The organism is Corallococcus macrosporus DSM 14697, from assembly GCF_002305895.1.
In the GTDB taxonomy this organism is placed as follows: domain Bacteria; phylum Myxococcota; class Myxococcia; order Myxococcales; family Myxococcaceae; genus Myxococcus; species Myxococcus macrosporus.
Genome location: NZ_CP022203.1, coordinates 2,641,622 through 2,655,428 on the forward strand (window position 1 = coordinate 2,641,622; position 13,807 = coordinate 2,655,428).

Below are 13,807 nucleotides of genomic sequence, written 5' to 3' on the forward strand. Positions count from 1 at the left end.
AGGACGGGGTAGTCGGGGCGGCGGGTTGGACGGGGCAGCACGCAGGACGGGGCGGTACGGGGCAGCACGGGCGGCGGGTAGGACGGGGCAGCACGCAGGACGGGGCGGTACGGGGCATCACGGGCGGCGGGTAGGACGGGGCAGCACGGGCAGCACGGGCGGCGGGTAGGACGGGGCAGCACGGGCAGCACGCAGGACGGGGCAGCACGGGCGGCGGGTAGGACGGGGCAGCACGCAGGACGGGGCAGCACGGGCGGCGGGTAGGACGGGGCAGCACGCAGGACGGGGCAGCACGGGCGGCGGGTTGGACGGGGTAGACCAGCAGCATGCAACACAAGGCAGGCTGAAGCAGCACGCAGCACAGGTCAGCAGCAATTGCTGACACAGGCATCACGCAGCACGGTGCAGCAAAAGTTGTCTCGCGCAGTCGGCACGCAATACAGCTCGACAGACAATTGCCTGGCACATGCAACGCGTGTCAGCAATCAGCCTGGAACAGAAACACCGCAGCACGCGTCAACAAGAGGCACGGCTGACGCAGCAGCACGGCATCACCAGTCAGTTGGCAATCAAGCAACACAGGGCAATACGGGCGGCGGGTAGGTCGGGCGTGAGGTAGCAGAACGGGGCAGTCAGCCCGTTGCAGTCGGACGGCTCGGGCGTGTGGGATGGGTGAGTGGGAGCCGGTCCTCCGCGGAGGAGTTCATTCGCGAGGACCGGTTCGCCTCAAGCCCCCGGCGCTCAGAGATTGAAGCCCACGTTACCGACAGAGATGCTCGGTCCGAAGATGAAGGACCACTTGCTCGACGGAACGACGGGGTCCAGTGACGGGTCTCCGCCCGTGCGGCGCCGGATGTCGCCACGGAACTCGTAGGCCAGCCAGGCCTGCGCGCCCACCGCGGCGCCGGGGCCAATCGGGACACGCAGGCCCAGTCCCAGCACGACCGCGAGCGTGGGCGGGAACTGGATGTCACCCGACTGCGGCACGAGCCCCAGTCCCATCAACCCGGCTTCGATTCCCAGCAGCCGCTCCTGGCCCTCGTTGTTCAGCAGGGCCAGTCGTGACACGACACCGAAGTTGATGGCCAACTGCCCGGTGGGCTCGGTGGCGCGGTAGAGACCGGCGGGAATCGCGGCCGTCGTGTAGAGCCGGAAGAGGCCACCAGTGACGATGGCCGTCCACTGCGCGGAGGGCAGGCCCGTGCGGTCCGTGGTGCTCAACGCATAGCGGGATTCATCCGCGACGTGGGAGACCTGGACGATGATGCGGTCGTACTGCCCCAGGTTGCCCGGCACGGGGATGTCGCGCTGGTCTCCCTGCGGGCGCAGGAACATCCGCTGCTCCACGCCGCTCTCTCCGCGCACCGAACCATCCGGCCTCGTGACGCTGATGCGGAGCAGGACCTCCTGATTCCCGTCCTCCGGCTTCAAGCGCTCGCGGTGCACGATGACGCGGCAGGTGTTGCGCATCTCGTACGGAATCCGGTGGGGGCGGCTGGGCTCCAGCTTCTGGTCCTTGCCGTCCTTGTCCGCGCAGATGAACTCCACCAGGTTTTCGATGCGGACGGGCACACTGGCCTCGCGCACCACGCGCTGGAAGCGCTCGTCCACCAGCACCAGGTCCGTCGTGGCCAGCTCCGCGGGCAACGTGGGCAGCCGGTAGCCGAAGCGCAGCGCCACGAAGGCGCCGGGCGCCGCCTCGCCCTGGATGAGCGTGACGGACTCGCGCGTCGTGACGCTGTAGGCGCCAGGCAGCGGCTCCAGCACGAAGCGCCCCAGGCCCGCGTTGGACGCCATGCTCACCTCGGCGGGCCGGTTGGTGGGGATGAAGTCGATGGCGCCGTGCCCGGGGAGCTCCAGGCTGGCCCGGGGGACGGGCAGCGGCAGCGTCTTCGCCGTCTCCGACGCCACCACCGTGCCGTCCTGCCGCGAGGTCAGCGCGGTGATGGTCACCTGCTGGTCGGACGTGCCGCCGGTGCGCAGCAGGACGTAGGTGCCCTCCGCCAGCTTCACCACGCGCTCCACGCGGACGCGCAGGCCGTTGACCGTCCAGACGAGGGTGCGCGGGTCATGGGCGCAGACCGGGTCCAGCCGCACCACGAGCGCGGAGTTCTCCGCGCCGCGCAGCACCGAGCCCTCCACCGGCGTGAGCGGACACGCCAGCACCGACAGCGTGGTGGTGATGACCTGGTCGAGCACGTCGCCGCGCGAGAAATAGACGCGAGGCACCAGCCGCGCGCGCAGCGTCACGGTGGCGTCCACGCCCGGGACATTGCGCACCGAGATGAAGCCTTCATCCGGCGTGCAGCGGGCGGTGCCGCAGTCGGCGGTGGCAATCGCCTCGGAGTGGCTGACGGGGACGCTGCCCGGCCCCTTCGACACGTCGATGCCGCTGGAGAGCACCAGGGGCTCGGTGAGGATGGTGCGCCCGGGGCGGATGCGCATCGACTCGGGGTCCACCAGGTTCCCGGAGGCGTCGTACGTCGTCACGTCCGGACCGAAGCGGCCATAGGGCGGAATCCAGTAGAGCGCCGTGTCGGTGGGCAGCCCCTGCGGCACGGGCACCGCGCAGTCCGCGAGCCCCCGGGGCTTGGAGGGCACCAGGCAGAGGTCCTGCCCTTCCATGGCGGGGCGCTCCGGCTCGCCGCGCGGCTTGCCCGACCACGCGACGCCCACGTTCAGCAGCCCCACGCCGCGCAGCTCCAGGCGGCCCTCGTCCGGATAGAAGGAGGTCCCCGAGGCGTCGATGCGCGGGAGCGGACCGGTGGCGATGACCGTGACGATTCGCTCGCTGGTCGCGCACTGCGCCGGCGTGTCCGCGACCTTGAGGTCCTGCGAGCGGGCGTTGTCATCCGGCCTGGCGGGCGGGTGCACGGAGCGCCCATCCGGGCCCAGGCTCCAGCCGTTGCGAACCGGCCCGCAGACGACGCCCTGGCTCACCACTTCGACGAGCCTTCCACCCTCCGGCACTTGCACGACGGGAGCGGCGGCGGCGAATCCCGCGGCCAGCAGCGAGGCGACGACGAGGAAACGGGCAGGGGGCATCACCTCGCTAAAGAGCGAAGGATGCCGCCACGGTCAAGCCCGATTGCCCGAACGGCTCAAGCGGCGGGCTGCGCTTCAATGCCCAAGGCCTCATGCGCGAAACGAAACATTCGTTCATTGAGCTTTCCGAGAAATTCGAGCGGGTGCCGGCCGGAGCGGTCCGCCGCGTCCTCCAGCTTCTCCTTGCACCGCAGGTCGGCGCAGAGGTTCACTCCCACGCGCCGTTTGCTGTCCACGGCGGTGGTGAGCAGGCACACCTCATGTGCGGAGCCGTAGCTGTGACACCACTCGCACATGCGGGTGACGGGCTCTCCGCCCAGCGAGTCCCGGCGGAAGATGATGCCAATGGGCTTGCGGCTGCCCGGCGCGGAGAAGATGAGGTACACGCGCGCGCCCGACGTCTCCGTCCAGGCGAGGTAGTCCCGGACGAAGAGCGGGAAGGTGATGCCGTCGGGCATCTCGATGACGCGTCGGTCTCTCGGGCGGAAGGACTCGATGAGCGCCCGGTCGTTTTCGAATCGGAACACGGCTGCTCCTTGGAGAACATCTGCCCCTAACAGTGGGGCATGTTCGCCGCCACCGGAACCCACCGGCGGGGCGAGCGCTCGCCCGGTGCACGCGCGTCCAGGGAGGGCCCCGGCGGCTATTCCCCGCCGCCTCGCGCCGAGGTAGACAGGCCGTGCCGGACGGTGATGGGCACCGCCCCGCGCAACCCGCTGGAGGCTTCATGAACTCGCCCCTTGTGCTCGACGCGGTGGAAGTCCTGTTCACCTCGAGGGCGCGCGCCGTCTAGCTGGCCGAGAAGGTCCCGCACAGCGCGGTATTCCGCTCCCCGGGGTGCCCTGAACAACCAGGTGCGCCGCTGGCACCGCTGTGTCCGGAGTCCTTCAAACCATGTCGCTCGAAACCCTCGGCTGGGGTCCAGCCTTCGAAGACGCCTTCTCGTCGCTCCTCTCGCAGTCCACGCTCTCGCTCGTCCCTGGCCGCGTCGTGCGCCAGCAGCGCGGGCTCCTCACGGTCCAGACGGCAACGCGCACCCTGCTGGCGCGCACCGCGGGCCGGCTCCTCCACCAGGCGCCCGGCGCCGAGTCCCTGCCCACCATTGGTGACTGGGTGGCGCTCCAGCTCCCCGACGGGGACGGCGAGGCGCTGCTCCACGCCGTGCTGCCTCGCCGCGGCGTGCTGGCGCGGCGTGAGGCCGGCAGCGAGCGGGACGGCCAGCTCATCGCCGCCAACCTGGACGTGGTGTTCCTGGCCGCCGGGTTGGATGGCAACTTCAACCCCCGCCGCATCGAGCGGGCGCTGGCGCTGGCGTGGAGCAGCGGCGCCTCGCCCGTGGTGGTGCTCACCAAGGCGGACCTGCATCCCGACGCGGCCTCGCTCGCGGCCGAGGTGGAGGACCTGGCCCCGGGCGTGCCGGTGCTGGCCCTGAGCGCCTGGACGGGCGAGGGCGTGGAGGTGCTGCGCGCGTGGCTGCCGGCGGGGAAGACGGGCGTGCTGCTCGGCTCCTCCGGCGTGGGCAAGTCCACGCTCGTCAACCGGCTCCTGGGCGAGGCGCGGCTGGCCACCCAGGCCGTCCGCGCCGAGGACGACAAGGGCCGCCACACCACCACGCACCGGGAGCTGTTCGTGCTCCCCGGCGGCGGGATGCTCATTGACGGGCCCGGCATGCGCGAGCTGGGGTTGTGGGGCGAGGACGACGGCGTCGAGCAGACGTTCCCCGACATCCTCGAGCTCGCCGCTGGCTGCCGTTTCACGGACTGCCAGCACCAGCGCGAGCCCGGCTGCGCGGTGCGCGACGCCGTGGCGGCGGGGGCGCTGCCCGGGTCGCGGCTCGCCAGCTACGAGCGGCTGCGGCGCGAGCGGGCCTACCAGGCCCGGCAGGGCAACGCGTCCTCCGAGCGCGACAACCGGCGCCATGAGCGCAGCAGGACGCTGATGGGCTGGGAGGCTTCACGCTCCAAGCGCCGGCGGAGCTGAGTCAGCCGTCCCTCGGGAGGCGGGTGGAATGACCGCCTCCTGACTGCCCGGCCGCTGGCGTGGCGGCCGGGCACGGCCTCGGGTGCGCGCGGCGTCTATACTCCGCGCCCATCATGAAGAAGGACACGCTCAAGGAGCGCCTGCGCCGGACGCTGCGGTGGGACCTCTGGCTGACGCTGGGGCCCGCGCTCGTCATCGTCAGCATCGCATTCGCCGTCACGTTCTACTTCGTCAAGCCCGCGCCGCCGAAGAAGCTGGTCATCGCCGCGGCGGGGGACGAGGGCGGCTTCCGGTACTTCGCGCGCAAGTATCAGGAAATCCTCGCGAAGCACGGCGTCACGGTGGAGATCGTTCCGACGGATGGCTCCCTCACCAGCATCAAGCTGTTGGAGGACGCGGGCTCGAACGTGGACGTGGCCTTCGTCCAGAGCGGGACGTCCGACTCGACGAAGGCGCCGCACGTCGTGTCCCTGGGGAGCCTCTCCTACGTGCCGCTGTGGGTCTTCTACCGGGGGGAGCCCATCACGGACTTGTACGCCTTGCAGGGCAAGCGCATCGTCGTGGGGCCCGACGAGAGCGGCACGCGCGCCTTGTCCACGAAGCTGCTGGAGGCCAACGGCGTGGGCGGGCCCTCCACGGTGCTGCTGAACCTGGGGCGCGACGAGGCCATCGAGCAGCTCAAGCAGGGCAAGGTGGACGCCGTCTTCATCGTGTCGCCCGCGGAGTCCCCGCCCGTGCAGCGGCTCGCGCGGGTGCCGGACATCAACCTCCTGAGCTTCTCGCGAGGCGAGGCCTACGTGCGCCGCTTCCCCTATCTGTCCCGGCAGGTGCTGCCGCGCGGCGTGCTCGACCTGGCGGCGGACGTGCCGGACCATGACGTGGTGCTGCTGGCGCCCACCGCGAACCTGGTGGCCACGGACGCGCTGCATCCGGCGCTGGCCTATCTCCTGATGCGCGCGGCCAGCGAGGTCCACGGCAAGGCCGGCATCCTGGACCGCACGGGGGAGTTCCCCGCGGCGCTCGAAGCGGGCTTCCCCCTCAGCGGCGAGGCGCGCCGGTACTACGAGTCCGGCGTTCCGCTCCTGCACCGCTACCTGCCGTTCTGGGCCGCCAACCTGGTGGACCGGCTCTGGGTGATGCTGGTGCCCTTCATCGCCGTCCTGGTGCCCCTGGGCCGGGTGGCGCCGGCGCTGTACCAGTGGCGGGTGCGCTCGCGCATCTTCCGCTGGTACGCGCGGCTGAAGGAAATCGAGCTGCAGCTTGAGGAGAGCCCGGGGCGGGAGATGCTGGACGACATGCTGACGCGGCTCGACGAGGCCGAGCGGGAGGTGAACCGCATCCCCATGCCGCTGGCCTACGCGGAGAACCTCTACTTCTTCCGCGAGCACGTCGACGTGGTCCGCCGCCGGCTCATCCGCCGCATCTCCGAGTCCGCCGAGCCCGCGCCGCCCCAGGCGCTGACGGCGCGCGAGAGCACCGGCTAGCCAGGGCGCTTCCTGGGGCCGCCCGGAAGCGCCCGCGTCCGCGCGTCCGTCCGCGGGGCTCGCACTTCGCGTGAATGTGTGGCCGTGTGGGCCGGGCGCGGCGCCAGGCGGCTCGAAGAAAAACGCAGCGGTGGCCTCAAGGTTTTCGGCGCCGCGCGTTTTGAATTTCGAAGTGGGGATGGGGAGGAAGCAAGCCCGGGGGGGCTGTTGCTTCCAGGAGGGGGATGGCGCGCCGCAGTCGGGCCGCGCAGTCATTGGGAGCACGTCGAGGGGGCGTGCTCCCAATGTTTTTTTCTGGAGCTCTCGTTCGAGCGGCTCACGCGGCGGGGAGTGCGTCGGGGGGCGCGCTCCCCGCTGTGTCTTTTGGGGGGCATGGCCCCGGCCGGGCCCGGTCTCCCGGGCGCCGGCCCCGCGCCGTGAGGCTACTCGGCGTTGGACGAGGGGAGGACCTTGATGGGCTGACCGTCGTCGCCCGTGACGGTGGTCCCCTCGGTCTTCTGCTGCGCCGCCGTGGGCGTGCCCACCGCGAAGCTGAACACCCGCGACAGGTGCGTGCCCCGGAAGTCACCGGTGACGGTGACGACGAGGTGCGACTGGCCCTCACCCGGGGTGAACTCCACGTCGAACTCGGACACGGCGTCCTGGACGAAGCTGCCACCGGTGACGGGGGTGGCGGCGCTCCGCACGGCGAGGCCGTCCACGCCGGAGATGCTGACCTGGACGTCGGTCGCCGGTGCGTCGAAGCGCACGGAGACCTGGGCCTGGTCCTCACCCAGCTTCGCGTTCACCGTCACCGGCGCGCCGGCCTTCTGGGTGTCCGCGCTGTCTCCAGGCGTGGGGTTCGACTTCGACGGGGAGGTGCAGGCCACCTGCGCCGTGAGCGCGAGGAGGCTGGACAGGGCTGCGATTGCCTTGAAGTTCATGTGCGCTCCGGAATCACTGCGGCGTGATGGAGAGGGTGGGGAAGGGGCTGTAGTTGCCGGCTGTCTCCTTGAAGCCGAACACCACGACGACGTACGTCGTGTCCGCCTGCGTCGGGACGGTCACGGTCTCCGAGCCGGCGTAGCCGATGTCCGACTGCGCCAGGCTCCTGCCCAGGCCATAGACTTCAACGCCGACGTCCTGATTCGGGTGGGCCGCGGTGATGGTCAGCGTCTGCCCCGTGCCAGTGAAGACGTAATACTGGTTCTGCGCGCGCTTGTTGAAGTCGAGCCCGCCCACCAGCGGCACCTCGGTGCTGTACGGGACGCGCGGCACGTTGGTGTAGATGGCCCGCAGCGGGGTGTCCCCATCCCCGAAGTCCGAGGAGATGGACCCGATGTTGTAGTGGGTCAGCAGCTGGTACACGTCCGGGGTGCTGACGCCGGACTGGGCGATGAGGCCGTTGATGAACGAGCCGATGGTGGTCAGCGCGGGCGTCGACTTCTGCGGCCCGACGAGCACGTCGTAGAGGATGCCCAGGTCGTACGACACCATGTCGTACGGCTCGTTGGTGCCGGAGTCGTACAAGTCATAGAGCAGCCGGAAGACGCTCATCTCGGAGAAGGCGCCCTTGCGCGGGTCGTCCGGGCTGGTGGTGGGCTCGCTCTCCGCGTCGAAGCCGAAGGCGGCCAGCGTGGAGCCGCTCCACAGCGTGTCCACGTAGATGGGCTCGGGCAGCAGGATGCTGGCGAGCGCGTTGCCGTAGCCCTCGCCGAAGGCGAGGCGCGGGTCCAGGAGGTCACCGCTGGAGTGCGGCCCGCCCGGGCTGTCCGCGCGCGACAGGTTGGCCTCGAAGTAGTGCCCCCACTCGTGGACGATGACGTGGGCGTCGAACTCGTCGGTGTCCACGCCGTCCCGGCCCAGCACGTAGATTTCGTTCTCCGTGAAGGAGAAGTGCGAGGTGCCGATGTTGCCCTGGGCCTTGCTGCCCGACTGGGGCACGTTCTTCGGGCTCCAGTTCACCTTGAGCAGCGGGAACTGGACCGGCCGCACGTCCATGAAGGCCCGCGACGCGGTGTACATGCTGTCCAGGATGGCGAAGGGGGCCGCGACGCGCCGGCTGGCGGTGTAGGTGGTGCCCGCCCAGCCATGGGTGGCGTGCAGGTCCTTGGTCGTCACGGACGTGGAGATGCTGTCACCCACCGCCCAGATGGCGTTGTTGTCGGTGTTGTCCTCAATCTGGATTTCCGGCTCGGTCGTCTTGGCGAGCGCGACCACCGTCAACGCGTCGCTGCCAGACGGCGTGTACGTGACGGTGTAGCGGCCCTCCTGGTCCGTCGTGCCATCGACGAGCACCCGGGTGCCCTGCCGCACCTGGACGACGGCGTTGCGCACGGGCCGCACGGAGGCCTGGGTGAACTCCAGGGTCCCCCGCCGAGTGGAGGGTGAGTACACGGCCGGGACGAAGTCATACGTCACCTGGCCGCTCAGGGTGACGGGGTCTCCCGGGGGGCCGCCCCCGCCTCCGTCGCCCCCGCCACCGTCTCCATCACCATCTCCGTCACCATCACCGGGACACGCAGTTGTGAGCGCCAGGGTGAATGCGAGCGCCAGCACCCTGCGGGTGAGGCGTCGGGTCGGCTTGCGAGTCACGTCCATTCGGTTCTCTCCCCCTTGCCTCTCGAGCATTCGAGGGCAGGCGGAGCATTGTCGACAAGTCCGCGGCCAACTTCAAACGCACATCGACCGCGGACCCGGACCCGCTGGAGGCCGACTCAAGGCAGCGGCCCGTCCACCAGGCGGAGCACGTCCGCCAGCACACCGGCCGCCGTCACCGCCGCGCCCGCGCCGTAGCCGCGAATCACCAGCGGTGTGGGGCTGTAGCGCTCCGAGGTGAAGCTGAGCGCGTTCTCTCCGCCCTTCACCGCCGCCAGCGGGTGCGCCAGGGGCACCGGCACGAGCCCGACGAAGCAGCCCTCCTCCGTGACGCTGCCCAGGTAGCGCAGCACCTTGCCCTCCACGCGGAGCGCCTCCACGCGGCGCTGGAAGGCGGCGTCCACCTGGGGGAGCCGGGCCAGGAAGTCCTCCAGCGGCCCGGTGGCGTCGAAGTCCGGCGGCAGCAGGGAGTCCAGCGTCACCTGCTCCAGCTCCAGGGTGCGCCCCAGCTCGCGCGCGAGGATGAGCACCTTACGCGCCACGTCCGTGCCGTGGAGGTCATCGCGCGGGTCCGGCTCCGTGAAGCGCTTCTCCATGGCGGTGCCCACCGCCTGGGACAGGGGGACGCCTTCCTCCGTCAGGCCCAGGATGAACGACAGCGAGCCGGAGAGGATGCCCTCCACGCGCAGCACCCGGTCCCCGGTGCGCAGCATGTTCTTCAGCGTGTCGATGACGGGCAGCGCCGCGCCCACGTTCGTCTCGTAGAGGAAGCGGCGCTGGTGGCGGGAGGCCGTATCGCGCAGCTTGCGGTAGTGGCTCCACGGGCCGGCGTTGGCCTTCTTGTTCGCGGTGACGACGTGGAGCCCGGCCTCCATCAGCGACGGGTAGGCCTGGGCGATGTCCTCGCTGCTGGTGCAGTCCACGAAGACGGGCCGGCCCGGGCGCTTGGCGCGGGCCCAGTCCCGGAAGGCGTCCAGGGGCGCGCCGTCACCGCTGGCCGACAGCCGCTGCTTCCAGTCCTCCAGGGGGAGGCCCTCGCTCGCCGCGACGAAGCGCTTGCTGTTGGCGATGACGCACACGCGCAGGTCCAGGCCGTGCGCGCGCAGCTTGGGGGCCTGTTGGTGGACCTGCTTGAGCAGCTCGCCGCCCACGCTGCCCACGCCGGCCAGCAGCAGCTCCACCACCTCCGTGGTGCCGAAGCAGCGCCCGTGCACGTGCGCCAGGGCGCGCGGGCCATCCGTCTCCGCGATGACGGCGGAGATGCTGCGCTCGCTGGAGCCCTGGGCGATGGCGGCGATGCTGCACCCCACGTCCGCCAGCGCGCTGAAGAAGGTGCCGGCCACGCCCACGCGGTGGCGCATGCCGTCGCCGACGATGCTGAGCACCGCGAGCCCGCGCTGCTGTTCGATGGTGTCCACCTTGCCCGCCGCGCGCTCCATCTCGAACGCCGCTTGGAGGGCCTGCACCGCGCGCTCCGCGTCCGCCTGCTGGACGCAGAAGCTGATGGAGCACTCGCTGGAGCCCTGGGTGATGAGCACCACGGAGATGCTGGCGTGGGCCATGGCCTCGAAGACGCGGGCGGCGGTGCCGGGGACGCCCTTGAGGCCCGCGCCGGCCAGGTTCACCAGCGCGATGCCGGGCAGGAAGGAGAGGCCCCGCACCGGGTGCTCGGGCGGCGCGGCGTCGTCGGTGACGCGGGTGCCCGGGTGCTCGGGGCGGAAGCTGTTGCAGACGCGCACGGGGATGCCGCGCTCGCGCGCCGGCGCAATCGTCTTGGGGTGGAGCACCTTGGCGCCGAAGTACGCCAGCTCCATGGCCTCCTCGAAGCTCACCTCTGGCAGGGGGAAGGCCTCCGGCACCAGGCGCGGGTCCGCGCTGAAGATGCCGTCCACGTCCGTCCAGATTTCCAGCAGCTCCGCGTCCAGCGCCGCCGCCGCCAGCGCCGCCGAGTAGTCCGAGCCGCCCCGGCCCAGGCACATCGTCTTGCCCCGGGCGTCACCGCCGAAGAAGCCCGGCATCAGCATCAGGCCCGGGCCGCTGGCCTCGCGCAGCGGCGTGAAGCGCGCCCGGCTCTCCTCCTGGAGCGGCGTGGCCTGGAGCGGGTCCCCCGCGCAGAGGATGACGTCCCGCGGCTCCACCGCGTGCGGCGCCAGGCCGCGCGCGTGCATCAGCGCGCCCAGAATCAGGCACGAGGCGCGCTCGCCCAGGCCGGACAGGTGCGCGAGCACGGCGGGCGAGCACTCGCGCAGCAGCCCCACGCCCTGGAGCAGGCCCCGCAGCTCCGTGGCAAGCGTGGACAGGCCCTCCTCCAGGGAGCGCAGCCGGGCCTCCCCCAGCTCCGCCGCCAGCTCGCTGACGATGCCCCGGTGGATGTCCTCGAAGCGGCCGTGGAGCGACTCCACCGGCTGGCCCTCCTGCGCGGCGCGGGCCGCGTCCACCAGGAGGTTGGTGATGCCGGACACGGCCGAGGCCACCACCATCACCCGCGTCTCCCTGCGCGCCGCCGCGGCCAGGTCCGCCACGCCGCGCATCCGCTCGGCGTTGCCCACGCTCGTCCCGCCGAACTTCATCACCCTCATGAGCGCACCTCCCCCGGGCGTGCGGCGGGGCGGGGCGGCTGCTTCGGCGAAGTCGTCTGCGGGGAGGGCTGCATGTCGGGGCTCCTACGGCATGTGAAAACAAAAAAGCCCCGCGCCGGAGAGCGCGGGGCCGAGCTGGAAACGAGATGTTCCCGAAGCTAGACCGCCCGCGCCCGGCGGGTCGTCGTGGTCGTCGTCGTGGTGGTGGTCAGGGCGGTCGACAGGGCGCGCGTGCGGGCGGGGAACGCCGTTCCCTCGCGCTGCACCTGGTGGCCGTTGACGCCGTTCATGAAGGGAAGGCTGGCCGAACTCGACGCGCCAAGTCAAGCAGGGGACCCGGCAGGTCCCTGCATGACGGGGCAGGGCTCGCGGAGGTGAACGCGAGCCCTCCCCAGGGTTCAGCTCGCCAGGCGGACGACCACCTGGGTGAGGCCATAGACGACCACCGCCGTCAGCGCCGCGGCCGGGATGGTGAACACCCAGGCCCAGATGATGCGGCCGGCGACGCCCCACTTCACCGCGCGCCAGCCCTTGGTGGCGCCCACGCCGACGATGGCGCCGGTGATGGTGTGCGTGGTGGACACGGGGATGCCGAGCTGGGCGAGCGCGATGATGGTGACGCCGCCGCCCGTCTCCGCCGCGAAGCCGCCGATGGGCGCCAGCTTGGTGAGGCTGTGGCCCATGGTGCGCACGATGCGCCAGCCGCCGAAGAAGGTCCCCAGGGCGATGGCCGCGTGGCAGGAGATGATCATCCACCAGTCGATGTGGAACGGCCGGTCCTTCCAGATGGTGCCGAAGAGCACCACCGCGATGATGCCCATCACCTTCTGCGCGTCATTGGTGCCGTGGCTGTAGGAGAAGATGGCGGAGGACACGAGCTGCAGCCGGCGGAACCACGAGTCCACCTTCAGTGGCGTCTGCCGGTGCACCACCCAGGTGCTCAGCACCATCAGGCTGATGCCCAGCGTCATGCCGATGAGGGGCGACAGCACGATGAAGGCGGCGATCTTCGCGATGCCGGAGCCCACCAGGCCCGCGACGCCGAGCACCGGCAGCGTGGCGCCAATCATGCCGCCGGCCAGCGCGTGCGACGACGAGGAGGGCAGGCCCCACCACCACGTCAGCAGGTTCCAGACGATGGCGCCCATGAGGGCGGAGAAGATGACGGCGAGCACCGCGCTGGGGCCCTGGGCCCGGAGCATCTCGAAGTTGATGATGCCCTTGCCCATGGTGTTGGCCACGTGGACGCCCCCGCCAAAGGCCGCCACGAAGTTGAAGAAGGCGGCCCAGGCCACGGCCAGGTTGGGCGACAGCACCCGGGTGGAGACCACGGTGGCGATGGAGTTCGCCGCGTCGTGGAATCCATTGATGAAGTCGAAGATGAGTGCGACCGCGACGATGAGGATGACGGCGGCGAGTAGCATTTAGCTGTGCTCCAGCACCACGCCTTCGATGACGTTGGCCACCGACTGGCACTTGTCGGTGGCGGTCTCGATGAAGTCGTAAATCTCCTTCCACTTGATGATGAGCAGCGTGTCCGCGCCGCTCTTGAAGAGCCGGCCGACGCCCGCGCGCAGCGCCTCATCCGCCTGCGTCTCCAGGCGCTTGATCTCCTTGCACCCGGCCAGGATCTGCTCCGGCTTCTTGATGAGCCGGAGCGCCGCCACGACCTCCTGCACCTTCTGCGTGGACAGCACCAGCAGGCGCGCCAGCTCCGTGGCGTCCGGCAGGCTCGCCGGGATTTCGTAGTAGTGCAGGCGGGCGGCGGCGGCGTTGGTCAAGTCCAGCACGTCGTCGATGCGGGAGAGCAGCGTGTGAATCTGCCCCCGGTCGAACGGGGTGATGAACTGCTGGTGCAGACGGTTGAAGGCGGTGTGGGTGACCTCGTCCCCACGGTGCTCCACGTCCTTGAGCGCCTGGACCCGCGTGGCGACGTCGCGGTAGTCGCTGAGCAGCTCATAGAGCATCTTCGCGCCTTCGACGGTGACGGCACATTGCGCATCGAAGTCGTCGAAGAACTCGTCCGACTTCGGCATCAGCTTCTCGAGCATCCGTCTCTCCAAGTCCCCTGGGGGCAGGCGATAACGCGCCCGTGACTACCCTAAGTGGAGAGAATCTCCAGCCTTCCTTTCTACTTGCCTG

At 70.5% G+C, this 13,807-nt stretch carries 9 protein-coding genes; 2 read left to right on the forward strand and 7 right to left on the reverse strand.

Translation table 11 applies throughout. The annotated features are described in order from the left end of the window. Positions 1–741: 741 nt before the first annotated feature. Together MYMAC_RS11285 and MYMAC_RS11290 are read right to left on the reverse strand one after the other, a co-directional pair. Positions 742–3,045 (reverse strand): hypothetical protein, encoded by a 2,304-nt coding sequence (locus MYMAC_RS11285; protein ID WP_204817517.1) that lies wholly within the window; start codon positions 3,043–3,045, stop codon positions 742–744. 56 nt (positions 3,046–3,101) lie between these two features. Next, positions 3,102–3,572, reverse strand: a complete 471-nt coding sequence (locus MYMAC_RS11290; protein ID WP_013938858.1) for an FBP domain-containing protein — start codon at positions 3,570–3,572, stop codon at positions 3,102–3,104. A 367-nt stretch (positions 3,573–3,939) separates the two neighbouring features. Here MYMAC_RS11290 and rsgA point away from each other — a divergent pair, with 367 nt between their 5' ends. Both rsgA and MYMAC_RS11305 read left to right on the forward strand, forming a co-directional pair. After that, positions 3,940–5,025: a ribosome small subunit-dependent GTPase A gene (gene rsgA / locus MYMAC_RS11300; protein WP_095958099.1), complete on the forward strand. Its 1,086-nt coding sequence runs from the start codon at positions 3,940–3,942 to the stop codon at positions 5,023–5,025. A 113-nt stretch (positions 5,026–5,138) separates the two neighbouring features. Next, positions 5,139–6,509: a TAXI family TRAP transporter solute-binding subunit gene (locus MYMAC_RS11305; protein WP_095961560.1), complete on the forward strand. Its 1,371-nt coding sequence runs from the start codon at positions 5,139–5,141 to the stop codon at positions 6,507–6,509. Positions 6,510–6,931: 422 nt separating this feature from the next. Here the strand turns inward: MYMAC_RS11305 and MYMAC_RS11310 are convergent, their stop codons facing one another. From MYMAC_RS11310 to MYMAC_RS11330, 5 genes are all read right to left on the reverse strand, one after another. Then, positions 6,932–7,432, reverse strand: a complete 501-nt coding sequence (locus MYMAC_RS11310; RefSeq protein ID WP_095958100.1) for a hypothetical protein — start codon at positions 7,430–7,432, stop codon at positions 6,932–6,934. 13 nt (positions 7,433–7,445) lie between these two features. Further along, positions 7,446–9,089, reverse strand: a complete 1,644-nt coding sequence (locus MYMAC_RS11315; RefSeq protein WP_239989484.1) for a hypothetical protein — start codon at positions 9,087–9,089, stop codon at positions 7,446–7,448. Between the two features lie 116 nt (positions 9,090–9,205). Continuing rightward, positions 9,206–11,665, reverse strand: coding sequence for a bifunctional aspartate kinase/homoserine dehydrogenase I (thrA, locus tag MYMAC_RS11320; protein WP_095958102.1), 2,460 nt, complete (start codon positions 11,663–11,665; stop codon positions 9,206–9,208). Between the two features lie 398 nt (positions 11,666–12,063). Continuing rightward, on the reverse strand, positions 12,064–13,089 hold the full coding sequence (locus MYMAC_RS11325) for an inorganic phosphate transporter (protein ID WP_095958103.1): 1,026 nt from the start codon (positions 13,087–13,089) through the stop codon (positions 12,064–12,066). Beyond that, on the reverse strand, positions 13,090–13,716 hold the full coding sequence (locus tag MYMAC_RS11330; protein WP_013938866.1) for a DUF47 domain-containing protein: 627 nt from the start codon (positions 13,714–13,716) through the stop codon (positions 13,090–13,092). Between the last annotated feature and the right edge of the window lie 91 nt (positions 13,717–13,807).

What these genes read in the sequence shown, in the direction of transcription:
- MYMAC_RS11285 (WP_204817517.1), bottom strand. Translation starts at nt 3,045, where the DNA reads ATGCCCCCTGCCCGTTTCCTCGTCGTCGCCTCGCTGCTGGCCGCGGGA.
- rsgA (WP_095958099.1), top strand. Translation starts at nt 3,940, where the DNA reads ATGTCGCTCGAAACCCTCGGCTGGGGTCCAGCCTTCGAAGACGCCTTC.
- MYMAC_RS11305 (WP_095961560.1), top strand. Translation starts at nt 5,139, where the DNA reads ATGAAGAAGGACACGCTCAAGGAGCGCCTGCGCCGGACGCTGCGGTGG.
- MYMAC_RS11310 (WP_095958100.1), bottom strand. Translation starts at nt 7,432, where the DNA reads ATGAACTTCAAGGCAATCGCAGCCCTGTCCAGCCTCCTCGCGCTCACG.
- MYMAC_RS11315 (WP_239989484.1), bottom strand. Translation starts at nt 9,089, where the DNA reads ATGGACGTGACTCGCAAGCCGACCCGACGCCTCACCCGCAGGGTGCTG.
- thrA (WP_095958102.1), bottom strand. Translation starts at nt 11,665, where the DNA reads ATGAGGGTGATGAAGTTCGGCGGGACGAGCGTGGGCAACGCCGAGCGG.
- MYMAC_RS11325 (WP_095958103.1), bottom strand. Translation starts at nt 13,089, where the DNA reads ATGCTACTCGCCGCCGTCATCCTCATCGTCGCGGTCGCACTCATCTTC.
- MYMAC_RS11330 (WP_013938866.1), bottom strand. Translation starts at nt 13,716, where the DNA reads ATGCTCGAGAAGCTGATGCCGAAGTCGGACGAGTTCTTCGACGACTTC.